Annotated in this window: 18 protein-coding genes; 4 read left to right on the forward strand and 14 right to left on the reverse strand. The window is 64.8% G+C overall.

Features of this window, described 5'->3' with window-relative positions:
• Nucleotides 1-22: 22 nt before the first annotated feature.
• The 8 genes from AC1DU8_RS18300 to AC1DU8_RS18335 form a co-directional block, all read right to left on the reverse strand.
• Nucleotides 23-1,495 (reverse strand): N-acyl-D-amino-acid deacylase family protein, encoded by a 1,473-nt coding sequence (locus AC1DU8_RS18300; RefSeq protein ID WP_477727110.1) that lies wholly within the window; start codon nt 1,493-1,495, stop codon nt 23-25.
• Nucleotides 1,492-2,403: a MurR/RpiR family transcriptional regulator gene (locus AC1DU8_RS18305; protein WP_477667444.1), complete on the reverse strand. Its 912-nt coding sequence runs from the start codon at nt 2,401-2,403 to the stop codon at nt 1,492-1,494. Before AC1DU8_RS18305 ends, AC1DU8_RS18300 begins: the two co-directional genes overlap by 4 nt.
• The gene (locus AC1DU8_RS18310; protein ID WP_477727111.1) at nt 2,403-3,701 is read right to left on the reverse strand and encodes an amino acid deaminase; all 1,299 of its coding nucleotides are present in this window, start codon (nt 3,699-3,701) and stop codon (nt 2,403-2,405) included. Before AC1DU8_RS18310 ends, AC1DU8_RS18305 begins: the two co-directional genes overlap by 1 nt.
• Nucleotides 3,698-4,675 carry an ABC transporter ATP-binding protein gene (locus AC1DU8_RS18315; RefSeq protein WP_477667451.1) on the reverse strand — a complete coding sequence of 326 codons (978 nt, stop codon included), beginning with the start codon at nt 4,673-4,675 and terminating at the stop codon, nt 3,698-3,700. The genes AC1DU8_RS18310 and AC1DU8_RS18315 overlap by 4 nt, the downstream gene beginning before the upstream one ends.
• A gap of 8 nt (nt 4,676-4,683) precedes the next feature.
• Nucleotides 4,684-5,715: an ABC transporter ATP-binding protein gene (locus AC1DU8_RS18320; RefSeq protein ID WP_457282470.1), complete on the reverse strand. Its 1,032-nt coding sequence runs from the start codon at nt 5,713-5,715 to the stop codon at nt 4,684-4,686.
• A complete protein-coding gene (locus tag AC1DU8_RS18325; protein WP_477667446.1) occupies nt 5,712-6,551 on the reverse strand; it encodes an ABC transporter permease in 840 nt (279 codons plus the stop codon). Before AC1DU8_RS18325 ends, AC1DU8_RS18320 begins: the two co-directional genes overlap by 4 nt.
• Nucleotide 6,552: 1 nt before the next feature.
• A complete protein-coding gene (locus AC1DU8_RS18330; RefSeq protein ID WP_477667447.1) occupies nt 6,553-7,494 on the reverse strand; it encodes an ABC transporter permease in 942 nt (313 codons plus the stop codon).
• 186 nt (nt 7,495-7,680) lie between these two features.
• The gene (locus AC1DU8_RS18335; RefSeq protein WP_477727112.1) at nt 7,681-9,237 is read right to left on the reverse strand and encodes an ABC transporter substrate-binding protein; all 1,557 of its coding nucleotides are present in this window, start codon (nt 9,235-9,237) and stop codon (nt 7,681-7,683) included.
• Between the two features lie 149 nt (nt 9,238-9,386).
• Here AC1DU8_RS18335 and AC1DU8_RS18340 point away from each other — a divergent pair, with 149 nt between their 5' ends.
• Nucleotides 9,387-9,776 carry a RidA family protein gene (locus AC1DU8_RS18340; protein WP_477727113.1) on the forward strand — a complete coding sequence of 130 codons (390 nt, stop codon included), beginning with the start codon at nt 9,387-9,389 and terminating at the stop codon, nt 9,774-9,776.
• 114 nt (nt 9,777-9,890) lie between these two features.
• On the opposite strand, the gene AC1DU8_RS18345 is transcribed toward AC1DU8_RS18340, so the two are convergent.
• Together AC1DU8_RS18345 and AC1DU8_RS18350 are read right to left on the reverse strand one after the other, a co-directional pair.
• The gene (locus AC1DU8_RS18345; protein WP_477727114.1) at nt 9,891-11,759 is read right to left on the reverse strand and encodes a M48 family metallopeptidase; all 1,869 of its coding nucleotides are present in this window, start codon (nt 11,757-11,759) and stop codon (nt 9,891-9,893) included.
• Nucleotides 11,760-11,861: 102 nt separating this feature from the next.
• Entirely contained in the window at nt 11,862-12,500 is a 639-nt protein-coding gene (locus AC1DU8_RS18350; RefSeq protein WP_457282464.1) for a 5-formyltetrahydrofolate cyclo-ligase, read from the reverse strand.
• 9 nt (nt 12,501-12,509) lie between these two features.
• On the opposite strand from AC1DU8_RS18350, the gene AC1DU8_RS18355 reads away from it, so the two are divergent.
• Entirely contained in the window at nt 12,510-14,639 is a 2,130-nt protein-coding gene (locus AC1DU8_RS18355; RefSeq protein ID WP_457282463.1) for a lytic transglycosylase domain-containing protein, read from the forward strand.
• A gap of 728 nt (nt 14,640-15,367) precedes the next feature.
• Here the strand turns inward: AC1DU8_RS18355 and AC1DU8_RS18360 are convergent.
• Together AC1DU8_RS18360 and AC1DU8_RS18365 are read right to left on the reverse strand one after the other, a co-directional pair.
• Complete coding sequence (locus AC1DU8_RS18360) at nt 15,368-16,504, reverse strand: anhydro-N-acetylmuramic acid kinase (protein WP_477689876.1); 1,137 nt, start codon at nt 16,502-16,504, stop codon at nt 15,368-15,370.
• A gap of 198 nt (nt 16,505-16,702) precedes the next feature.
• Complete coding sequence (locus AC1DU8_RS18365; protein ID WP_457282919.1) at nt 16,703-18,067, reverse strand: M23 family metallopeptidase; 1,365 nt, start codon at nt 18,065-18,067, stop codon at nt 16,703-16,705.
• Between the two features lie 225 nt (nt 18,068-18,292).
• On the opposite strand from AC1DU8_RS18365, the gene tyrS reads away from it, so the two are divergent.
• Nucleotides 18,293-19,525, forward strand: coding sequence for a tyrosine--tRNA ligase (tyrS, locus tag AC1DU8_RS18370; protein ID WP_457282918.1), 1,233 nt, complete (start codon nt 18,293-18,295; stop codon nt 19,523-19,525).
• A gap of 120 nt (nt 19,526-19,645) precedes the next feature.
• On the opposite strand, the gene AC1DU8_RS18375 is transcribed toward tyrS, so the two are convergent.
• Nucleotides 19,646-20,257, reverse strand: a complete 612-nt coding sequence (locus tag AC1DU8_RS18375) for an OmpA family protein (protein WP_477702228.1) — start codon at nt 20,255-20,257, stop codon at nt 19,646-19,648.
• Nucleotides 20,254-20,811, reverse strand: coding sequence for a FecR family protein (locus tag AC1DU8_RS18380; RefSeq protein WP_477727115.1), 558 nt, complete (start codon nt 20,809-20,811; stop codon nt 20,254-20,256). The genes AC1DU8_RS18375 and AC1DU8_RS18380 overlap by 4 nt, the downstream gene beginning before the upstream one ends.
• A gap of 121 nt (nt 20,812-20,932) precedes the next feature.
• Between AC1DU8_RS18380 and AC1DU8_RS18385 the strand changes: the two genes are divergently transcribed.
• Entirely contained in the window at nt 20,933-21,847 is a 915-nt protein-coding gene (locus AC1DU8_RS18385; RefSeq protein ID WP_477666780.1) for a cation diffusion facilitator family transporter, read from the forward strand.
• Nucleotides 21,848-21,852 lie beyond the last annotated feature (5 nt).

A 21,852-nucleotide genomic window follows, 5' to 3' on the forward strand; every position in this document is an offset into this window, starting at 1 on the left:
ATGCGAGGAGAGCGACTGAAACTCAGGCCGCGCCGCGTTTGAGCAAACGCCCGGCACGCGCCTGCACCTTGGCGTTCAGCGCGTCGGCATCACCGGCCACATAGGCCAGCTCGCCGTTCACAAACACTTTCTCAATCCCTTCGGACACCGCGATCGGGTCCTGGTAGGTTGCCACGTCGCGCACGCGGGCCGGGTCCAGCACCACGACGTCGGCATGCCAGCCGGGCTGCAGCTGGCCGCGCTGGTGCAGGCGGAAGTTGCGTGCCGACAGGCCGGTCATCTTGTAGATCGCAGTTTCCAGCGAAAAAAGCTGCTGCTCGCGCCAGTAACGCGCAAGCACCCGCGGAAAAGCGCCCCACAGGCGCGGATGCGGATGCTTGTCATGCGGCAGGCCGTCGGAGCCGATCATGGAGAGGGGATGCGCCATGACGCGCTTGACATCGTCCTCGTGCATCTGGAAATAACAGGCGCCGCCCGGCTGCAGGCGGCGGCAGGCGGCCTTCTGGTCGACACCCCACTCCTCGGCAATCGAGGCCAGCGTACGGCCCATCATTTCGGGGTGGGGAGTCGACCAGCTCAAGAGGACATCGATCACGCCGTCCACCAGGTCTTCCCGCAGCACGGTCGAGCCGGCCACGTAGGGGTAGACATCCATCGCGATGTCCTGGCGCCGGGCCAGCGTGTCGATCAGCGGCAGCGTCTCGCGCGTGCGGCCCCAGTTGGCCGGGCCGGCGCATTTGTGATGCGAGATCACCAGCGGCACGCCGGCCTCGAAGGCGCAGCCGGCGGCCTCGTGCATGGCCTCCAGGATGTCGGCCATCTCCGAGCGCATGTGGGTGGCGTAAATGCCGCCGTACCGCGCAACAACGCGCGCCAACGCCGTCACCTCGGCAGCCGGCGCAGGCATGGCTTCGGCATAAAAAAGGCCCGACGAGAGGCCAATCGCTCCCTGGGCCATGCATTGCTCCAGCAGGGCGCACATGGCGGCCACTTCATCAGTGGTGGCTGGCCGGTTGAGGTCGCCCACGCAGGCATAGCGCAGCGTGGTGTGGCCGATCAGTGGCGCCACATTAACGGCCGGCTGCGCTTCGGCAACGGCCTGTGCGTAGGCCTCCACCGAAGGGTATTTGAACGAATTTCCGAGCAGGGTGAGGGCACCCTGCGGCTCCTCCACCACGAAGGGTGCGACCGACAGGCCGCAGTTGCCGGTGACCACCGTGGTGATGCCTTGCGACAGCTTGGGAAACATGCCTGGCGCGTTCAGCACAATGGCGTCGTCGTGGGTGTGCACGTCGATGAAGCCGGGCGCGATCACCAGGCCGCTGCAATCGTACACATCGGCGTCGGCCAGAGTCAGGCCATCCGGCAGGCCGTGCCGCAGGCCCGTGCCCATGGCCACGATCCGGTCGCCCGCCAGCAGAAGGTCCCCAGGTCTGCCAGCCGCGCTGGTACCGTCTACCAGCAGGCCGTTTTCCAGCAAGGTGGTGCGCGTCATCGTACTTTTCCCATGGTGAGCTTGGCGCCTTCGTCCCAGTCCAGCCGGGGGTGGTGGTGCATGTCCACGCCGCGGGTTTCCAGCGTGCGCTGGATGTTGGCCAGCCGGTTCACGGCCTTGTCGCCCAGGCGCTGCGCCACCAGCACGGTGAGTATCTCGATCACCGTCAGGTGCGCCAGGTAGGCCTCGGGCCCCACCGGCATTACCGGGTCGGGCGCCACTTCCACGCCCAGCACGATGTCGGCCAGCGCCGCGAGCTGCGAGCCGGGCTGCGTCAGCGCGATGATGGTGGCGCCTTGCGAGCGCGCGACGTCCACCGCCTCCAGCAGCGAAGGCATGCCGCCGACGTGGGTGATGGCCATCACCACGCCGCGCGGGCCGATGGTGGCGGCCGAGATCAGCTGCAGGTGCGGGTCCAGGTAGCTGTTGGAGGCCACGCCCATGCGGTACAGCCGCGCCTGCAAGTCGGAGGCCATGAAGTTGGAGGTGACGCCGACGCCATAGCAATCCACCCGTGCACCATCGACGATGGCATCGGCGGCCGCCTGCACCGCCTCCACATTGAGCTGGGCCTGTACGCTGTTGATCACCGTGGCGGCGCCGCGCGTCACCTTCGCGATGACCTGGCGCGTGTCGTCGTCAATGCGCACGCGCCGGTTCAGCGGTGAGCCGCCCACCGCCAGCTCCTGCGCCAGCGCCAGCTTGAACTCGCGCAGCCCGGGGTAGCCCAGGTCGCGGCAGGTGCGCATGATGGTGGGGACCGAGCTGTTGGCGCGCTGGGCCAGGGTTTCGAAGGTCTCGTCCAGCACGCGCTGCGGGTCTTCCAGGATCAGGGCCAGCACGGTGCGCCGCGCGGCGGGCGCGCGGTCCATGATCTCGGCAATTTTTTCAAGTACGCGTGGGGTCATTAAAAGCAGGTGACGATGGCGTCACACACGTTGTTTTGTTCGTCCACCACCGGCATCCAGCGCCATTTGTCGAAGGTGGTGCAGGGGTGGGAGATGCCCAGCGCGACCAGGTCACCCACGCGCAGGGCCTGGTGTTCCGGGCCGCTGCCGGCCGGGGTCGCGTGGCGGAGGTAGGCGTGCTGGTCGTTCAGGCCGGCGATTTTCCAGTCGGCCGGCGCCGGCGTCATGGCGGTCTCGCCTGCCCGGCACACGCCCAGGGGCACGGGAAGCTCCAGATCGTAGGAGATGTCGCGCTTGCCCACCGCGAGAATGGCCAGGCCCGGCTCGGGGCAGGACTGCACCGCCGCCCACACCTGCATCGCCGCGTGCAAGCCATGGCCGCAGCCCATGCGCGCGGCGACCGTATTCATGAAGCGGTGGTATGTCCCATGGTCGTGCGTCACATAGCAGCCCGAACGCAGCAGGCCCTGCACGGGCCGCGAGAGTTTCATCTTCAGGTGTTCGGCCACCAGATCGAAGATGGCGGAGCCGCCGGCCGTGAGGAGGATTTCATCCGTTTCGAACAACTGCTGCTCGTCGCAGGCTTGGGCGATGTCGCGCACACGTTGCATCAGCGCATTGGCGTAGGCCGTGTCAGCGTCCGACTGGCCGGTGGCGCCCAGACCCTCGTAGCATTCGATGCCGACCAGCCGCGTGGCCTTGCCGCTGCGCAGGCGCTGAGCCAGGGCCAACGCCTGCTCGTGGCTGCGGCAGCCGGTGCGGCCGCCGTCCACGCCGATCTCCAGCAGCACGTCGAAAGGCTCGGCGTGCGCATTCACCGCATGCCAGGCTTCAATGAGCTCTGCCTGCGCCAGGGAATCCACCAGAAAAGCCACGCTCAGCCCGGCATGGGCACGCTTGAGGTCGGCTATGCCCTGCAGATCCGCCGCCTGGAACACCTGGTTAGCGATCAGGCAGCGCTTCGCACCGGCCGTCACGCCTGCGCGCAGTTGCGTCACGGTGGCGAAGGTCAGGCCCCAGGCGCCGGCATCGAGCTGGTGCCGAAACAGCTGCGGCGACATGGTGGTCTTGCCGTGCGGCGCCAGGCCCACGCCGTGGCTGCCGGCGAAACCCTGCATCCATTGCAGGTTGCCGGCCAGGGCGTCCCGGCGGATCACGGCCAGCGGCAACGGCAGGTCGCCGCGCAGCACGTTCCAGCCCTGGGTGCCGACAGCCGAGCGGCGCAGCGCCGGGCTGTGGTGCGGAAAGCCCTTCCAGGAGGCGTCGAGCAGTGGGTCGAGAATATCTTGCAGTGTCATGGTGTCGTCAATGATTCGATGTCGTCGCGGATGCAGGCCTTCAGCCGGCCGCCGCCCATGTCGCGCGGCTCCGGCCGCGTCTGGGCACAGGCGTCGATGGCATGCGGGCAACGTGTGCGGAACACGCAGCCCGAAGGCGGGTTGACCGGGCTCGGCATGTCGCCTTTCAAGGGCACATGCACCATCTTCAGCGTCGGGTCAGGCTTGGGCGAAGCGGCCAGCAGCGCCTGGGTGTAGGGATGCAGCGGCCGCGCGAACAGCTGCGCCGTCGGCGCCACTTCCATCACCCGGCCCAGGTACAGCACAACCACCCGGTCGCACAGGTATTCCACCACATCCAGGTCATGCGAGATGAACAGCATGGTCAGCTTCAGGCTGTCGCGCAGGTCGCACAGCAGGTTGACCACCTGCGCCTGGATGGACACGTCCAGTGCCGAGAGCGGCTCGTCGGCCACGATGAATTCGGGCTGCACCGAGAGGGCCCGCGCCACGCCGATGCGCTGGCGCTGGCCGCCGGAAAACTCGTGCGGGTAGCGCGCCGCGTGTTCTGGCGGCAGCCCCACCAGCTGCAGCAGCTCGGCGATGCGCTGCGCGGTAGCTTCCTTGCCTTTGGCCAGGCCGTGCACCTGCAGCGCCTCGCCCAGGATGTCGCGCACCCGCATCTTCGGGTTCAGGCTGGCGTACGGGTCCTGGAAGATCATCTGCAACTTGCTGCGCAACGCGCGCATGCGGCCGCCCGAAGCCGCGCCCAGGTCTTCGCCGCGGTAGCTCACTGTGCCACCGGTACTGTCGACCAGGCGCAGCAGCGCGCGGCCGATGGTGCTCTTGCCCGACCCCGATTCGCCCACCAGGCCCAATGTCTCGCCGGGATGGATCACGAAGGACACATCGTCCACCGCGCGTACCGGCCGCACGGAGGAACCGAAGAATTTCTGCAGGTTGCGCACCTCGATCAGAGGTGTGACGGCGGGCATCTGTGTGCTCATGCGGCCTCCGGCACCAGGATGCAGCGGGCGCTGCCGCCGGCTTCGTCGTTGCGCAACGCCGGCATGGCGTCGCGGCAGGCCGCGATGGCCTTGTCACAGCGCGGCTCGAAGGCGCAGCCCGGTGGCGGCGCCAGCGGGCTGGAGACCTGGCCGCGGATGGCGTAGAGCCGGCGCTTGCCTCCCGCCGCATGCGGGCCCTCGCCGTCCCCTGCCGGCGCCCGCCCGCGCTGCTGCGCCGGCAGGCAGGCCAGCAGGCCCTGCGTGTAAGGATGCTGTGGCCGTGCGAACAGGTCGTTGACGGGCGCGGCCTCCACGATGCGGCCGGCGTACATCACAGCCACGTCGTCGGCATGGTGGGCCACCACGCCCAGGTTGTGGGTGATGAACAGGATGCTCATGCCGGTCTCAGCCTGCAGCCTGCGCATCAGCGCCAGGATTTGAGCCTGGATGGTCACGTCCAACGCGGTGGTGGGCTCGTCGGCGATCAGCAGCGTTGGGTCGCAGGCCATGGCCAGCGCGATCATCACCCGCTGGCGCATGCCGCCGGAGAGTTGGTGCGGGTATTCATGCAGGCGCTGGGCAGCCGCCGGGATCTCCACCAGTTCCAGCATGCGCAGGGCCTGGGCCAGGGCGGCCGCATGGCCCAGGCCCTTGTGCAGGCGGAGCGTCTCGGCCACCTGCTCGCCCACGGTGAAGACCGGGTTCAGGCTGGTCATCGGCTCCTGAAAAATCATCGCCACCTCGTTGCCGCGAATCGCCCGCATGCGCGGCTCGGGCAGCGTCAACAGGTCCAGCGTCTCGCCGGCACGGTTGACGAACAGGGCCTGGCCGCTGACCTGCGTCGAAGCGGTCCGCGGCAGCAGGCGCATCAGCGTCAGGCTGGTGACCGATTTGCCCGAGCCCGATTCGCCAACAAGGGCCGTGGTCTTGCCGGCACGTATATTGAAGCTCACGTCGGCGACGGAGCGGATCAGGCCTTCGTCGGTGTCGAAGAAGGTGGAAAGGTGGCGTACTTCGAGACGGTTCACATCGATTTCCGCAGGCGCGGATCCAGCAGGTCGCGGATGCCGTCGCCCAGCAATTGGAGCGACAGCGCGGTAAGGATGATGGCCAGGCCCGGGAACAGCACGATCCACAGCGCCTGGTGGGCGTATTGCTGGCTGCCGGCGACCATGGTGCCCCAGGTCGGGATTTCGGGCGGCACGCCCACGCCCAGGAAAGACAGCGCGGCTTCCGCCAGGATGGCGTAGGCAAAGATGAACGAAGCCTGCACCAGGATGGGCGACATCAGGTTGGGCAGCACATGGCGCCACAGGATGCGCACGGTGGAGACCCCGACGGCGCGTGCCGCTTCCACAAAGAGCAGCTCGCGCACCACCAGCGTCGAGGCGCGCACCACCCGCGCCACGCGCGGCGTGTAGACCAGCACCAGGGCCAGCACCACGTTCAGCATCGAGGGGCCGAGGATACCGACCAGGGCGATGGCCAGCAGGATGTCGGGAAACGACATCATCGCGTCCACCACCCGCATGACGGGCGCGTCAAGCCGTCGAAAGAAGCCTGCGACCAGGCCAAACAAGGTGCCGGCCACCACCGAACCCAGCGCCGTCAGCAGCGCGATGGTCAGCGAATAACGGCCGCCGAAGGCGATGCGGGCAAACAGGTCGCGGCCCAGCTCGTCGGTGCCGAACAGGTGGGTGGAAGAGGGTTGCGCCAGGCGCTGGCTCACGGCGGTCTCGTTCGGGTCCAGCCCACTCAGGGGGCCGGCGAAGAGCGACACCAGCACCACCACGACCAGCGCGATGGCCGCGGCCAGCACGATGCGGCGGCGAAACAGCTTGCGCAAAATAAGAGGAATCTGCATGTCAATACTTCACACGGGGGTCAACGACGGTGTACAGCAGGTCGATGGCGAAATTGATCACCACGTAGATCGCGGCCACCACCAGCAGCGCACCCTGGATCACCGGGTAGTCGCGCCGGATCACCGCGCTCACCACCAGGTTGCCCACGCCGGGCAGGCCGAACACCGTCTCGGTAACCACCGCGCCACCGATCATCAACGCCACTGTCAGGCCGAGCACGGTGACGATGGGCACCAGCGCATTGCGTAGCGCATGCTTGAGCACCACCACGTTTTCCGAAAGCCCCTTGGCCCGGGCAGTGCGCACGTAGTCCTCACCCAGCACATCCAGCATGGAGGCGCGGGTGAAGCGGATGATCAGCGCCGAATTGAGCACGCCCAGCACCGTGGCCGGCAGCACCAGGCAGTGGATGCGGGCCGCCAGCGAGGCGCCCGGCTCGCCATAGCCCGAGACCGGAAACCAGCCCAGCGAGACTGCGAAGATCTGCATCAGCACCAGGCCGAACCAGAAGCTGGGCACGCTGGCGCCCAGCATGGCGAAGCCGGTGAAGGCCTGGTCGACGGCCCTGCCGCGATACACGGCCGAAACGATGCCGCAGGGCACGCCGATCAGCGCGGCAATGGCGACGGCCATCAGCGAGAGCAGGGTCGTGGGCTCGGCCCGCTCCCACAGCGCCTGGGTCACCGGGCGCTGCAGAAAGATCGATTCACCCAGGTTGCCGCGCGCCAGCTCACGGACCCACAGGCCGAACTGCACCGGCAGGGGCTTGTCCAGGCCATAGACCTTCTGCACGCGCGCGATGTCCTCGGCCGTGGCCTGGTCGCCCAGCAGCACGGCGATCGGGTCACCCGGGGCGGCGCGCGTGAGAATGAACACCAGCACCGCCACGATGGCCATGACCACCAGCATGCCGCCCAGCCGGGACAGGAGGTACCGTGTCATGACGTTGCTCTATTCATAAAGGGTGAAATCTCTTTATCCATCCAAGGGCATCCTGTCAGCAGCACTAAACCCGGTCCGAGACGAAACGAAACAAGCCAGTCAAGTCGCGGAACCGGCTTTGCCGGGCCGCAGGCGGGCGGCCCCCTCGGGGGGCAGCGAAGTACGCGAAGCGACGAGCGTGGGGGCTCAACTCTTTAGGCTGGTGTTCCAGAAGAACGGATAGGTATAGGGCGTGTAGCCCTGCAGCGCCGGTGCGCGCGCCGACAGACTGGCAAATTTTCCGACCTGGATGTAAGGCACCTCGTCATACACCACCTGCTGCACCTTGCCCCACAGCGCACCGCGCTTGGCAGGGTTGGGCTCCTGGTTCAGCGCGGCCAGCGCCTCGGTCTTGGCCGGCGAGCTCCACCAGCCCGGCGCGCCGTCGCCCAGTTGCGGCGGCGAAAGCATGGGTTCGGGGAACAGGCCCGAATGGGTGATATAGATGTCCCACAGCTTGGGGTCGGCGCGGCGCTGCAGCAGCGTCGCCCACTCGACCACGTTGAGCTCGGCCTTGAAGCCGGCGCGCTTGAGCTGCTCGGCCATGATCAATGCCATGTTGTAGTGAAAGTCATACTGCCGGCTGGTCAGGATGCGCACCGGTTCGCCCTTGTAGCCGGCCTGCTCGGCCTGGCTCTTGGCTTTCTTGGCATCGCGTTCGTTATAGGCCGCGGTGCCGGCGGTGGAATAAAAAGGCGTGCCTTTGGGGAAGTGGTTACCTTCGGCGATGAAAAAGCGCGTGTCGCCAAAGCCCGCTGCCAGCATCTCGCCTTCGCCCAGCGCGGTCTGCACCGCCTTGCGTACAGGCTGCCGTGCCAGCGAGCCTTCCTTGGTATTGAACACCAGGTAAGGAAAGCCGAACGAGGGCGTCATGATGGGCACGACCTTGCCGCCGGCTTTTTCCAGCCGCGGCAGCGCCTCAATCGGCAGCAGATCGGCGTAGTGGAACTGGCCTGCCAGCGCGCCTTCCACCCGCGTGTTGGCATTGGGCACCGGCACAAAGCGCAGCTCCTCTACCGCGGCCACCCGCTTGCCGCCGTAGCCGCTGGCAGCTTCACTGCGCGCGCTGTAGCCGTCAAAGCGGGTGAGCAGCACATACTGGTCGGGCTTGCGCTCCTTGAACTTGTAGGGCCCGGTGCCCACGTATTCGCGCAGCGGCTGGGCCAGGGATTCCTTGGCCATGATGGCTGCCATGCCCGACGCCATGGCCAGTTGCGAGAGCAGCGGCGCATAAGCGTTCTTCAGGCTGATCTCCACACCGTGCGAGCCCTTGGCCGACAGGTCGGCCACCTGCACCGCCACCGACTTGCCACGCGGCGAGACTTCCATCCAGCGTTTCAGGCTGGCCACCACGTCATCGGCATGGAGCTCGCGGCCGCTGTGCAGCATCACGCCTTTGCGCAGTGCAATGCTGTAGAGCTTGCCGTCCGCCGAGATCTTGGGCATCGCCTCGGCCAGCATCGGCACCAGGGCCGCCTTGGCGTCGAAGGTGAACAGCGGCTCGTAGACGTGCTGCATGATGATGCAGACCAGGTCGGCCGGGGTCGACTGGATGTCCAGTGTCGGCGGCTCAGCCACCATGGCCAGGTTCAGGGCTGACTTGCCCGTCTGCGCGGCGGCCGGACCGAAGCCGGCGCCGGCCGCCCCCAGGGCCAACAGGGAGGACAAGGCAGTGCGGCGGTGCATGCGAATTCCACGGATCATGACAACTCCTGATTGAAGTTAAATTTCAAAAGTGAAGATTAATTGACCTGAAGACGATCATTTTCAGGATAAACCCGAGTATTTGCGCATAATTATGAAAATATATTTCAGAATTTGCCACAAAAGAGACTGGAAAAAAGGAGTTCTTCATGCCTCTGGAACATTTCGGAAATCCTCCGCTGGCCTCCGACCGCCAGCCGCGCCCGTTCTCACCGGCTGTACGCGCCGGTGACTTCGTCTATGTCTCCGGCCAGGTGCCGGCCAATGAAAACGGCGAGATCGTGACCGGCGGGATAGAGGTGCAGACCCACCAGGTGATGAAGAACCTGCAGGCGGTGCTGGCCCTGGCCGGTTGCACGCTGGACGACGTCTGCAAGAGCACTGTTTGGCTGCAGGACGCGCGCGACTTCGGCAGTTTCAACCGCATCTACATGGGCTATTTCGGTGATAAGAAGCCAGCCCGTTCGACGACCGAGGCGCGGTTGATGGTGGATGCGCGGGTGGAGATTGATGTTGTGGCTTACAAGCCCAAGGGCTAGGCCCGGTTTGCTCCGGCGGGGCGCCCTCCTCTGAATCCTGCTGGCCGGGCAACCCCCGGCCAGCAAACCTTAGACGAGCGCGCAAGCCGGAGCAAGAACCGGCCCGATGAAAACCTACCCCGCCAGCTGCTTCCGCATCACCTCATGCCGGTGCCGGTAAGTCCCCAGCACCTCTTTGAACTGCTCCCGCTGCGCACTGATGCCGGGCAGTTTTACCTTGGTTGTCTTGGCACCCAACAGGCCTTTTTCAGTCAAGGTAACCGTGAGGACATCGCCGCCAAAACCGTTTTCATAACCAAGGTTCTGGATGTCATCCCACGAGAGTTCATCGGGCTTGCCGGGCAGCTGCAGGCCGCTGTATGTCACACCGACAGAGAGAGTGCCCTTGAGCTGAAACAGCACAGGAGGAAAGTAGCGCAGCACCAGCGCCTGCTCCATGTCATTGTCCGGCCCATAGCGGTAAGCGAGGGTACGTTCATGGTCAGCGGCAAAACCCTGCTCGTAGGCCGACCACAGTCGTTGCTCAATCTGCGGCGCGGTCTGTATGTCGTCAGCCCAGTTGCGCGATGGTGGATCAGTCACGATGGCGCCGAAGGCGTCGGGCTTGACCAGGTGACGCACGTTTTTCATGCGATCCAGCATGGCCGGATGCGAATCAAACGGATGAGGCACGCTGGCTGTTCCCATGGCCTTCACGAATTTGGTAGAGGCGGCGTAGGGTGCCAGGCCCGAGGCCACAAACTGCGCAATGCCGAGTTGCTGGCCGTGCTGCCGGTCGTGCTCGAACAGTTCACGCTCGATTTCCGACCGGTAGCTCGCGTAGGCGGTAATCTTGATCAGCGATTCCACAATGGCCTGCGGCGAAACCAGCTTCGCGGCGGCGCGGTCGGCCTTGAATTCGCGCTCGCGGCTGTCACGCATCAGCGCGAACTCAAAGATCACCCGGTACAGGTACATCAGGTGATAGACCGCCACCGTCAGGCCGCCGCCACGCATCAGGCCGAGGTAGTGGTCGTACTGCACAAGCTTGGGCCCAAGCCGGGCGCTGCTGGCGGCATCGCCACCGCGAAAATGCGCGAGCTCATGGCCCAGCACGGCATCGGCCTGGGCGCGATCCAGCAGCCGCAGCAGCGGAAGGCTGACAAACAGCGTGCGGCCGGTGAGCGCCTGGCCGGCCACGGTGAGCGGCGCTTCGGTGACAAAAAAATTGGTGTCGATGCCCGCCACGATCTGTTTGGGCGGTGCGGTCTTCAGGCGTGCGGCCAGGGCGCGGGTGTTGGCCCACAGGCCCGGCGCGTCGCCATCGCTGACCAGTTCCCCGTCAATGGTGTTTGCCATGGCGGGGCGCCGCAGCAGTCCGGCAATGGCAAAGAACACCGCGACAGCCACCACAAAGCCGATCAGCGCGATCAGCTTGATGTAATACACGTGAAAGAAGAATGCCGTCACCCAAAAGGACAGCCAGACAAGCATGGTGCCCTGCACCAGCATTTGCGCCGCGCTGGCCAGGCTCAGCAGGCGCCAGCCGGTCACAAAACTCAGGTATTGGGCCTTCCGGTTCCAGAAAGCCACAGCGCCCAGCAGTAGTTCCACCAGCAAGATGGCCACACCGCCGGCAATCGTCCATTTGGCGATGACATGCGCTGCGTAAAACTGCCAGACTTCGGAGAACGGCTCGCAGAACATGTCCCTGTCCTGCACGAGTTCGGCGTTGGCGTCGGCGCATATACGGGAGACCGGGTTGTCACGGTAAAACTTCTTGGTTTGCGCCTTGCTTTCGGCGGACATGCTCGAGTCCTGGTCGACCTGCCGCTCTATCGACTGGATGATGGTGCGGTCGAGTTGCTGCTGTGCATGCCTGGCAAACAACAGGGTTGAACCCGGAACCAGAAACAGCGTCACCAGCGCGAGGGCCAGAACTTTCAGCAGGTCCTTCCTGATCCTGCTGCTGACCGTATTGCTGTCTTCTCCACTGCCTGCCATGCTCCGCTCCCTGTTTTTTTAGTCATTAACCGCTTTGCTCGAGTGGCTAATATACCGGCCCTTCTCACCCGCGAAGCCGGGAGGCTGTCGGGCGCCTGACGGTCACACCGGCCAGACCACGCCCTTGTCGTTCAGGATGGCATCGAGCGGAATGTCGTGCGGCTCGGGCTCCATGTCGGGCAGCCAGCCCTGGGTATAGCCCAGGCCCACTGTGAAGGGCCGTGGCTGCAGCGTGGCCAGCGTGCGGTCGTAAAAGCCCCCGCCATAGCCCAGCCGATAGCCCCCGGGCCCGTAACCTACGCAGGGCACGAACAGCAGGGTGGGAATAATCACCTCTGTATCTTTTGGTTTCGGAATGCCGTAGGCGTCTTCTTCCATGGGGCAGCCCGGGTACCAGGCATGGAAAGTCAATGTCTTGTGCAGCTTGTTGACCACCGGCAGACCGATCTTGCGCGGCGATCGCGCCGCTATGCTTTCAGTAGCTAGTTGCGCACGTTCCACTTGGTCCAGTGCCGGATTTGATGACGAATCCTGGCTCAAAATGGCATCCTCCTGCCAGCGGTACAGCGCAGGCAGCGGATCGAACTCGCCCTTGATGGGCCAATACGCACCAATCACCTCGTGCGTGGAACCTACCAGCCAGATGCGCATCACACGCTGCAGCAGGTCAGCCCGCACCAGGCGGTCAGGCATGTTCAGTCGCGCTTCCACCAGCGCCTTGCGTGTGCTTAATTTGTCCATAATGTCCCGATGCTATACAAATTTCTTAACGGCCCGGTACGTGCGGCCGCCCTGCCTGCCATTTTTTCCGCAATTGCCTCCCTGACGCTGCTCGTCCCTGCAACCGCCCAAACCACCCTTCCCGCAAGCGCCAGTGCAGCTGACAACGTGATTGTGGAGATGAACAAGGCTTTCAAACGCGGCGACAAGGGCCGGCTGGCACAACTGCTGCCCCAGGCCCGGGGCCATGCGCTCGAACCCTGGGCCGCCTACTGGGAGCTCAAAGCCCGCCTGGGCGAAGCCAGCGCACAAGAGATGCAGGACTTTTTCGGACGCTACGCCGGCACCTACCAGGAAGACCGCCTGCGCAATGACTGGCTGCTGCTGCTGGGCCAGCGCCGCGACTGGGCCGGCTTTGCCGCTGAATACCCTAACTACCGTATGAACGACGACAAGGAGGTGCGTTGCTACGCGCTGCTGGTCGAACACCTCAAAAATCCGGCGGCTGATGCGCGCCTGGCCGACGAGGTGAAGAAGAACTGGTACGCGCAACGCGAGGCAGACGACGGTTGCAACTCGGCCGCCGAGCGGCTGGTCGGTACCAAAAACCTCACACCGCAGGACGCGTGGATCAAGGCCCGCCTGGCCACTGAAGCCAACCGGCCCCGGGCAGCGACAGGCGCCGTGCAGATCGTTGCCCCCGATGCCGTTGGCATGGTCAATGAACTGAACGCCAGCCCCATCAGGTTCCTGGCGGGCAAACACCTCGCGCTCAGCAAGGCGCGGCGCGAAATCGTCACGCTGGCGCTGATCAAGATGGCGATCAGCGACACGGACGGAGCGGCATCCCAGATGGAAAACAAATGGGGCATGCAGCTGAACACGGAAGAGCGCAACTGGGTCTGGGGCGTGATCGGCAGGCAGGCCGCCACACGCCTGGGCGCCACACCGGCCGGTGACGCACTGCAATACTTTGCCAAGGTCACCAAGGACACCGACCTCACCGACGACATGCTGGGCTGGAAAGTCCGGGCCGCATTGCGCGCGGGCACACAGCCCAACTGGACGCTGGTGCTGGCAGCGGTCAACGCCATGAGCGACGACGCGCGCAAGGACCCCACCTGGAGCTACTGGAAAGCGCGTGCGCTGCTGGCCACCGCGCCGCCCGACGTGGCGCCCAAAGGCCCGATCGTCGTCGCGACCACACCCGGCGTGACGCAAACCATCAGCACCGGCATCACCATTGCGCCGCAGCGGGCCGAGGCCCTGGCCTTGCTGCAGTCCTTTGCATCGGCCCGTGGTTTTTACGAGCAGCTCGCGCTGGAAGAGCTGGACCAGAAGATCACGGTGCCGGCCAGGCCAGCGCCGCTGACGGCCGAGGAAAAAGAAACTGCACGGCTGAACCCGGGCTTGAACCGCGCCGCTTATGCCATCGCCATCGGCCTGCGCCCCGAAGGCACGCGCGAATGGAACTACAGCACCAACCTGCACAAGCGCGGCGGCATGGCTGACCGCGACCTGCTGGCAGCCGCCCAGTTCGCCTGCGACCGGCAGATCTGGGACCGCTGCATCAACACCAGTGAGCGCACCAAAGGCGAGATCGATTTCGAGCAACGCTTCCCGATGCCGTTTCGCGAAACGGTGACCAAACGCAGCCAATCCATCAACCTGGACCCGGCCTATGTGTATGGCCTGATCCGCCAGGAAAGCCGCTTCATCATGGACGCCCGCTCCGGCGTGGGCGCTTCGGGCCTGATGCAGGTCATGCCGGCGACGGCACGCTGGACCGCCAAAAAAATCGGCCTGGAAGGTTTCACGCAAGAGCAGCTCAACGACCGCGACACCAACATCGCGATCGGCACGGCCTACCTCAAGTTCGCACTGGACGACTTCAACGGCTCCATGCCCATGGCCGCGGCCGCCTACAACGCCGGGCCCGGCCGTCCGCGCACCTGGCGCAACGGCCCGGTGCTGGACGCGGCGATCTGGGCCGAAAGCATTCCTTTCAGCGAGACGCGCGACTACGTGAAAAAAGTGCTGTCCAACACCACCAACTACGCGGCCATCCTGACGGGGCGGCCGCAGTCGCTGAAAGCCCGGCTTAGCACCGTGGGGCCGAGGGATGCGGCGCAGCCGGAACCTTATAAAGATTTGCCTTGAAGTCCTTTAGGGATGGGCGCGAACAGCTATTGAATTGATAGCGGTTTTTAGGATCGTCATTGATTTGACGGCGCGCTCTTTGCTGAGGGTAGTTGGCCGGGGGTAGCCCGGCAGCTACTCACTTTTCTTTTGCTTCGCCAAAAGAAAAGTAAGCAAAAGAAAAGGCGACCCTGCTGTCTGCGACCCTCCGCTTCGCTACGGGCAACCTGCGGTGCTCGGTCCAGGCGGGGTCTCGCTCGAACTCGCCTTCGGCTCAGACAATCGCGATCCCTGATCCGCCTGAACCTGCGCTCCTCGGCGCAGACAGAAGGGCCAATCGGGAGCGGGGACCGAATACCGAAATACCAGGAAACCAATACCAACAAGGACACGCCATGGCGTGTCCTTGTTTCTTCTGGTATTCGGGGTTCTGCCTTTGGCTGTTGGGAGTTCGGCTGTTCGGTATTCCTCTCCCACCCCCTTGTGGATGCGCCGAGGAGCGCAGGGCCAGACGGATCAGGGCAAAAACTTGTTTGAGCGAAGCGAGTTGTTTTTGACCCCGGCTGGACCGAGCACCGCAGGTTGCCCGCAGCGAAGCGTAGGGACGCAGGAACCAGGGTCGCCTTTTCTTTGCTTACTTTCTTTTGGCGAAGCAAAAGAAAGTGAGTTGCATGCCGGGCAACCCCCGGCCAGCTACCCTCAGCAAAAAGCGCAACGGCAGAACAAGACCGACCACTATCCTGCCCAACCTAAGCAGGATAGACCGCCCCCAGCACCCGCAACCCCTTTGCCCCCGTCACGCTCGGCAAGTTACCAGGCCTGCGCAACACCGCCTGCTGTGCCAGCCATGCAAAGGCCGCCGCCTCCACCTGCAAAGGCGGCAAGCCATGCTGGCCGGAAGTCTCAACCTTGAGCTGCGGCAACCCGGCCTGCAGGCGCCCAAGAAGATGGGTATTGAACGCGCCGCCGCCGCAGACGATCAGCAGGCTGCTGGATTTTCCATGGCTGTTGACGTCCGCCGCGCAGGCGCTGGCCGTGAATTCAGCGAGGGTGTTCTGGACATCTTGCGGCCGCGCCGCAGAAAAGGGCGCGAGTTTGCCGGCCAGCCAGGTCATGCTGAAAAGATCGCGGCCGGTGCTTTTGGGAATCGGTTGCGCAAAGTATGGTTCGTCCAGCAGGCTGGCCAGCAGGTCCGGCAACAGCTTGCCCGTGGCCGCCCAGGCGCCGCCGGCGTCATAAGACTGACCGGTGTGTTGCAGGCACCATGCATCCATCAGGGCGTTGCCCGGTCCGCAGTCAAAACCCAGCACGGGTGACGACGCGCCAGGCGGCAGCACGCTGAGGTTGGAAATGCCACCCAAATTCAGCACCGACACCGTGGCGTCGGCATGGCCGAAAACGCCCTGATGAAATGCCGGCACCAGAGGTGCGCCCTGGCCACCGGCCGCCACATCGCGGCTGCGAAGATCAGCCACCACATCGATGCCCGTGAGCTCTGCCAGCAAAGCCGGATTGTTGAGCTGGAGCGTGTAGCCTGCGCCCGCCGGGTCGGGGGATGTTCTGTGCGGCTGGTGCCGCACGGTTTGGCCATGCGCGCCAATGGCGCGAACCTGCGAGGCGACGATCCCCTGTGCAGCAGCCTGGACAAGCAGCGCAGCGACGACTTTGGCATACGCCGCCGCGATGTGATTGGCAGCAACGGCGGCCCGGTGCAGTTCGTTGTCCGTGGGCGAATTCAGCGCCAGCAGCTCCGCGCGAAACACACCATCAAAGGATTCCGTCGCCGCGGCAAGGACGCGCAGCTTTCCACCGGAAAGATCGACCAGCACACCATCGGCACCGTCGAGCGAAGTGCCTGACATCAGGCCAATGTAGTAATCGGACATTTGCCTATTCTGCCGCAAGGCTCCCATCTAGCGGAGCTGCAGACACGGCAACCTTCAAGAGGCAGGAGCTACACGCAGTGGGCAAAGGATTCCGGTTTTTGCCAGCCGGGGCCGCGGGACTGGCTTTGCCAGACCGCAGGCGCAGCGCCCCTCGGGGGGCAGAGAGCTACACGCAGTGAGCGAACGTGGGGGCTCTAGCTACTCAGCGCGGGTCTGGGTGATGGTCGAGGCTGCCAGAAGCTGAGTCTTCACGCCCGCTGAGAGCTCCCTGAATGCCGGCATGGCAGCCGTAGACACGGGAATGGTCTCGCTCTGCTTGGCGATCGTCATCGGGTCCTGCTGGGTACCGTTGACGCGGAACTCGAAATGCAGGTGTGGGCCGGTGGCCCAGCCGGTGGAGCCGACGAGACCGATGGTCTGGCCCTGGCTGACGTTCTGGCCGCGCTGCACCATGATTTTGCTCAGGTGGGCATAAACAGTTTCATGGCCGTTGCGGTGGCGAACGAACACCACGTTGCCATACCCGTTTTGGACACCCGAGAACTCCACCACGCCATCGCCGACGGTACGTGCAGGTGTTCCCGTAGCCGCTGCGAAGTCGGTGCCCAGGTGGGCGCGCCATTTTTGCAGGATGGGGTGAAAGCGCATTGAAAAGCCGCTGCTGATGCGCGAGAACTCGACGGGCGAGCTCAGGTAGGCGCGGCGCAGGCTCCGGCCGTCGAGCGTGTAATAGCCGCCCCTGTTGGCAGCGCCCGTGGCGTCCACGCCCGGAGGCTGGAACCACATGGCCTGGTAGGCCTTGCCGGCGTTGACAAACTCGGCCGACAGCACGCGACCGGTGCGCAGCGGCTCGCCGTCGGCTTCCAGGCTTTCATAGACCACGTTGAAGCGGTCGCCCTTGCGCAGTGCGCGGCGAAAATCAATGTCACTGGAGAAAATTTCGGCGATCTGCACCGCCACGCCGTCGGGGATGCGGGCGTCGTCGGTGGCGGCGAACAGCGAGGTCTGGATGCTGCCGCTGGACAGGCGCGCAGTAGCCACGTACGGGGCGGTTTCAATGCGCGAGCTGAAACCGGCGGCGCCGCGCTCGACCACCAGGCGCTTGAACATCGTTTCGTCGTCAGTGGGCCAACGCATGCTGAGCTTGAGCAGTTGCTGGCTGTCGCTGGCTTCGGCGGTTACGTTCTTTCCGGCACGGCCCGACAGCAGCAGGCGCGCATTGGCGTCGCTGCGCAAAAAGGCGGCTGCGGCGCTGTCGTCGATGTTCAGGCGCTTGAGCAGGGTGTCGGCGGTATCGCTGCTGCGGGTGCTTTCCGTGCGGAACAGCTTGAAACGGAAATCGGTGAGGGAATCGGTCTGTATCTGCGTGGGCAAAGGCTCGACCGCTTCGAGTATCTGGCGGACCGGCAGGTTGGCCGCATCGGGTGCCAGGGGCGCAACGCCGAATGCGGTGACACCTGTGCCCAGCAGCAGCGCTGCAAGGCTGGCGGTGACCCGTTTGGGATGGCGACGGAGGCTGTCGGCGATCGGCAGCAGTATCTGGGAGGGAGATGGCAGTGGCAAAGCAGTATTCCCAACAAAAGTGCATCGGGCGCTGCGCGAGCACCGGACTGCTGTATAAAAGGTGGAGAGCTTTGGCGGCCAGCCCTGGATGCAGGGGTGGGGCCGGAGCCATCCGGTTATGAGTTTCCTGATCAGCAAATTGCAGGCCAACTAAAATGGCTCCGCCGCTGCAGGAGAGCCGCCAGTATATCTGTCGGACAATTCCCCGACATGTGAAAAACCCTTATGAATCAAGAGCTTGTTACAAAATTCCCCGTCACCGACCGCGTCAGGGAGGCCCTGGCTGTGTCCCTGCGCGGCTGCGATGAGCTGATCCCGGAAAACGATTGGATACAAAAACTGGCCAAATCGGAGGCCACAGGCGTCCCGCTGCGCATCAAACTGGGGCTGGACCCGACGGCGCCTGACATTCATGTCGGACATACCGTGGTGCTGAACAAAATGCGTCAGCTCCAGGATCTGGGCCATACAGTCATTTTTCTTATAGGCGACTTCACCAGCCTGATCGGCGACCCGTCCGGGCGCAACACCACACGACCCCCGCTCACGCCCGAGCAGATCAAGGTCAACGCCGAAACCTACCGCGCCCAGGCCGACAAGATCCTGGACCCCGCCAAAACCGAGCTGCGCTACAACAGCGAATGGAGCGAACCGCTGGGCGCCACCGGCATGATCAAGCTGGCTTCGCATTACACCGTGGCCCGCATGATGGAGCGCAACGACTTCAACGACCGCTTCAAGGCCGGCACCCCTATTAGCGTGCACGAGTTTTTGTACCCGCTGATGCAGGGCTACGACTCGGTCGCGCTCAGGAGCGACCTGGAACTCGGCGGCACCGACCAGAAGTTCAACCTGCTGATGGGCCGGCACCTGCAGCAGGAATACGGCCAGGAGCCGCAGTGCATTTTGACCATGCCGCTGCTCGAAGGCCTGGACGGCATCGAGAAGATGTCCAAGAGCAAGAACAACTACATCGGCATCAGCGAAGACGCCAACACCATGTTCGCCAAGGTGCTGTCGATCTCCGATGTGCTGATGTGGAAGTGGTACACGCTGCTGTCGTTCAAAAGTGAAGCCGACATCGCCGCACTGAAGGCCGAAGTGGACGGCGGACGCAACCCCAAGGACGCCAAGGTCGCGCTGGCCAAGGAAATCACGGCACGCTTTCACTCGGCTGCAGCAGCCGACACCGCCGAGCAGGACTTCATCAACCGCAGCAAGGGCGGCGTGCCGGACGAGATTCCCGAGGTGTCGCTGTCCGGTTCGCCGATGGGGATAGGCGCGCTTCTCAAGGCGGCTGGCCTCGCGCCCTCGGGCAGCGAAGCCACGCGCCTGATTGAAGGCGGCGGCGTGCGGATTGACTCCAGCGTGGTGAGCGACAAGGCGCTCAAGCTGAACAGCGGAACGTATGTGGTGCAGGTGGGCAAACGCAAGTTTGCCCGGGTCACGCTGGCCTGAACTGCGGCACGGGGCGCTTTCCGCAGACTCGGGGCGGCGACCGAGCGCTACAGTTTTAATAGCTGCTTGCGCTTACCCCTATTGGTCTACAGGCATTTAGCCTGAACACCAGTCATCTTGTTACCGAACCTCGATGGCCACGCGCCGGTTGCGCGGTTCTTCCACCTCATCGGCGGTAAGCACGGCCAGGTCGCGTTCACCCCGGCCCGCCGCTTCGATGCGCTCCGCCGGAAACTGGCGGTCGATCAATATCTGGCGCACCTGCTGCGCCCGCTGGGCCGACAGCACGTCGTTGCTGGCTCCGGCGCCCACAGTGTCGGTATGGCCGGTGATCACGATGTCGCCGCCACTTCGGGCCAGCGCATCGACGAGCACGTCTTCCATGATTTTCTGCGACTCGGCCGTCAGCACCGTGCCACCCGCATCAAAGTACACGGTGTAACGCTTGCCCCTGGGCGGCGCCATGTCATACAGCGCAGCGTTATCGGCGCGAACCTTGGCCGGATCAGCCTGGTCCACCCTGGGGGCACCCGTTGAACCCCGCGCTGCCGTGGCACGCTGGAAAGGCACGGACAGCACAGCTTCGCCGCCAGCGCCTTCCCTGGCGCGCACCACCACGGCAGACGGCGTTCCGTCTTCCTGCGGCAGCAGCACAACACGGGTGCCGGTGGAACAAGCCGCCAGCAGCGTGCTCAGGAGAATGGCGGAGAGAAGGGGGAAATGGATTCTCATGGCTGTGGGTCCGCCTGCACGATGAAGTCGGTGCCGCGAATGCCGATGAAAGCGGTCTTGGTCTCGATGCGCACAGTCTCGGGGTGGGCCTTGCCCACCAGGCCACTCATCATGCGCAGCGAACCCTGCAGCAGGGAGAGCAGCAGGCCGCCCTCTTGTGTGGTGGCATCAAAGCTGAAACCCTTGATGTCCAGCTGCGAAGCCGGACCCACCACCACTGTAGTGCCGTCGCGCAGGACCAGGCTGGCGGCGGAGTCGGCGCCTGTGACGATGCGGCCGGCGGGCAATACAGGGTCTCCGGCCTTTGCCGGCCGCGCTGCGCCGCCGGCCTCCAGCAGCTTGACATCACCGCGCAGGGTTTTCAGAAAGCCGGCCTGCCCGGGGGCGAGTGGAGGTGGGGGCAAGGGTACAGAAGCGGTTGGGGCCGATGCCTCGGCTGGCGCGGCTGCCGGCGTGGCCGGAACGGCCGCGGCAGGCTCCGGCTGGGTTTGTGCGGTGGCTTGCACGGCTGCAAGCATCAGTCCGGCCAAGGCTGTCAGGTAGCGATGTTTCATGAAGACCTCTTTGGGCGGATTATCCATTACCTTTGGTTACGATTCGCCGGGCAAGTCTTGCCACCCCGCCACCCTTCTCCGGTTTGTTACCCGGCATGCCCCCATACCTCACAATGCACAGATGAATTTTCCCGCCTGGCAGTCCCTGACGCCGCAACGGCTGCTGCGCGCTTCCGTCGCAGTGGCCGCAGTCACCATCGTCCTCAAGACAGCGGCCTGGTACATCACGGATTCGGTGGGCCTGTTGTCTGACGCCATGGAGTCTTTCGTCAACCTGGCCAGCGCCCTCTTTGGCCTGGCCATGGTCACGATTGCGCAGCGCCCTGCCGACGACGACCACCCTTATGGCCACCACAAGGCCGAGTATTTTTCGTCCGGCTTCGAGGGCGCACTGATCGTCGGTGCGGCTGTGGCCATCATCTGGGCTGCCGCGCACCGCGTGCTGGACCCGCGGCCGCTGCAGCAGCTTGGCTGGGGCCTGGCGTTGTCGGTGGGCAGCTCGGCGCTCAACGGCTTGCTGGCCTGGGCGATGTTCCGTGCGGCCCGGCTGCACCGGTCCATCGCGCTTGAGGCCGACGCCAGACACCTGGTGACCGACGTCTGGACCTCTGTTGGTGTGGTGGTCGGCATAGGCGCTGTCATGTTGACCGGCTGGCTTTGGCTGGACGCCGTGGTGGCGATCGGCGTGGCCCTGAATATCCTGTGGGAGGGCGGCCGGCTGGTCTGGCGCTCGTCACAGGGCCTGATGGACGAGGCGGTGGAGCCCGAAGTGCTGGCCGAGATCCAGAAAACGCTCGCAGGCTTCAGCCACCCCACCATCCGCTTTGACCACCTGAGCACGCGCCGCGCCGGCCAGCGGCGCTTTGTCGACCTGCACATGCACATGCCGGCCAGCTGGTCACTGGGCCGCGCGGCGGCCGTGCGCACCAGCGTTGAGCAGGCCCTGATGAGCGCCGTGCCCGGCCTGCGCGCCAGCATCCAGCTGCTGCCCAGCGATGTGGAAGCCCATTTCGACGACGAGGCCGACCTGATCTGACGGCC

It is taken from the genome of Polaromonas sp. P3_A5, from assembly GCF_056403055.1.

Excerpts from the sequence above, each read along its gene's own strand:
- AC1DU8_RS18360 (WP_477689876.1), bottom strand. The coding sequence starts at position 16,504 with ATGTCCGATTACTACATTGGCCTGATGTCAGGCACTTCGCTCGACGGT.
- AC1DU8_RS18315 (WP_477667451.1), bottom strand. The coding sequence starts at position 4,675 with ATGCCCGCCGTCACACCTCTGATCGAGGTGCGCAACCTGCAGAAATTC.
- AC1DU8_RS18340 (WP_477727113.1), top strand. The coding sequence starts at position 9,387 with ATGCCTCTGGAACATTTCGGAAATCCTCCGCTGGCCTCCGACCGCCAG.
- AC1DU8_RS18350 (WP_457282464.1), bottom strand. The coding sequence starts at position 12,500 with ATGGACAAATTAAGCACACGCAAGGCGCTGGTGGAAGCGCGACTGAAC.
- AC1DU8_RS18345 (WP_477727114.1), bottom strand. The coding sequence starts at position 11,759 with ATGGCAGGCAGTGGAGAAGACAGCAATACGGTCAGCAGCAGGATCAGG.
- AC1DU8_RS18300 (WP_477727110.1), bottom strand. The coding sequence starts at position 1,495 with ATGACGCGCACCACCTTGCTGGAAAACGGCCTGCTGGTAGACGGTACC.
- AC1DU8_RS18335 (WP_477727112.1), bottom strand. The coding sequence starts at position 9,237 with ATGATCCGTGGAATTCGCATGCACCGCCGCACTGCCTTGTCCTCCCTG.
- AC1DU8_RS18310 (WP_477727111.1), bottom strand. The coding sequence starts at position 3,701 with ATGACACTGCAAGATATTCTCGACCCACTGCTCGACGCCTCCTGGAAG.
- tyrS (WP_457282918.1), top strand. The coding sequence starts at position 18,293 with ATGAATCAAGAGCTTGTTACAAAATTCCCCGTCACCGACCGCGTCAGG.
- AC1DU8_RS18355 (WP_457282463.1), top strand. The coding sequence starts at position 12,510 with ATGCTATACAAATTTCTTAACGGCCCGGTACGTGCGGCCGCCCTGCCT.
- AC1DU8_RS18375 (WP_477702228.1), bottom strand. The coding sequence starts at position 20,257 with ATGAGAATCCATTTCCCCCTTCTCTCCGCCATTCTCCTGAGCACGCTG.
- AC1DU8_RS18380 (WP_477727115.1), bottom strand. The coding sequence starts at position 20,811 with ATGAAACATCGCTACCTGACAGCCTTGGCCGGACTGATGCTTGCAGCC.
- AC1DU8_RS18385 (WP_477666780.1), top strand. The coding sequence starts at position 20,933 with ATGAATTTTCCCGCCTGGCAGTCCCTGACGCCGCAACGGCTGCTGCGC.
- AC1DU8_RS18305 (WP_477667444.1), bottom strand. The coding sequence starts at position 2,403 with ATGACCCCACGCGTACTTGAAAAAATTGCCGAGATCATGGACCGCGCG.
- AC1DU8_RS18325 (WP_477667446.1), bottom strand. The coding sequence starts at position 6,551 with ATGCAGATTCCTCTTATTTTGCGCAAGCTGTTTCGCCGCCGCATCGTG.
- AC1DU8_RS18330 (WP_477667447.1), bottom strand. The coding sequence starts at position 7,494 with ATGACACGGTACCTCCTGTCCCGGCTGGGCGGCATGCTGGTGGTCATG.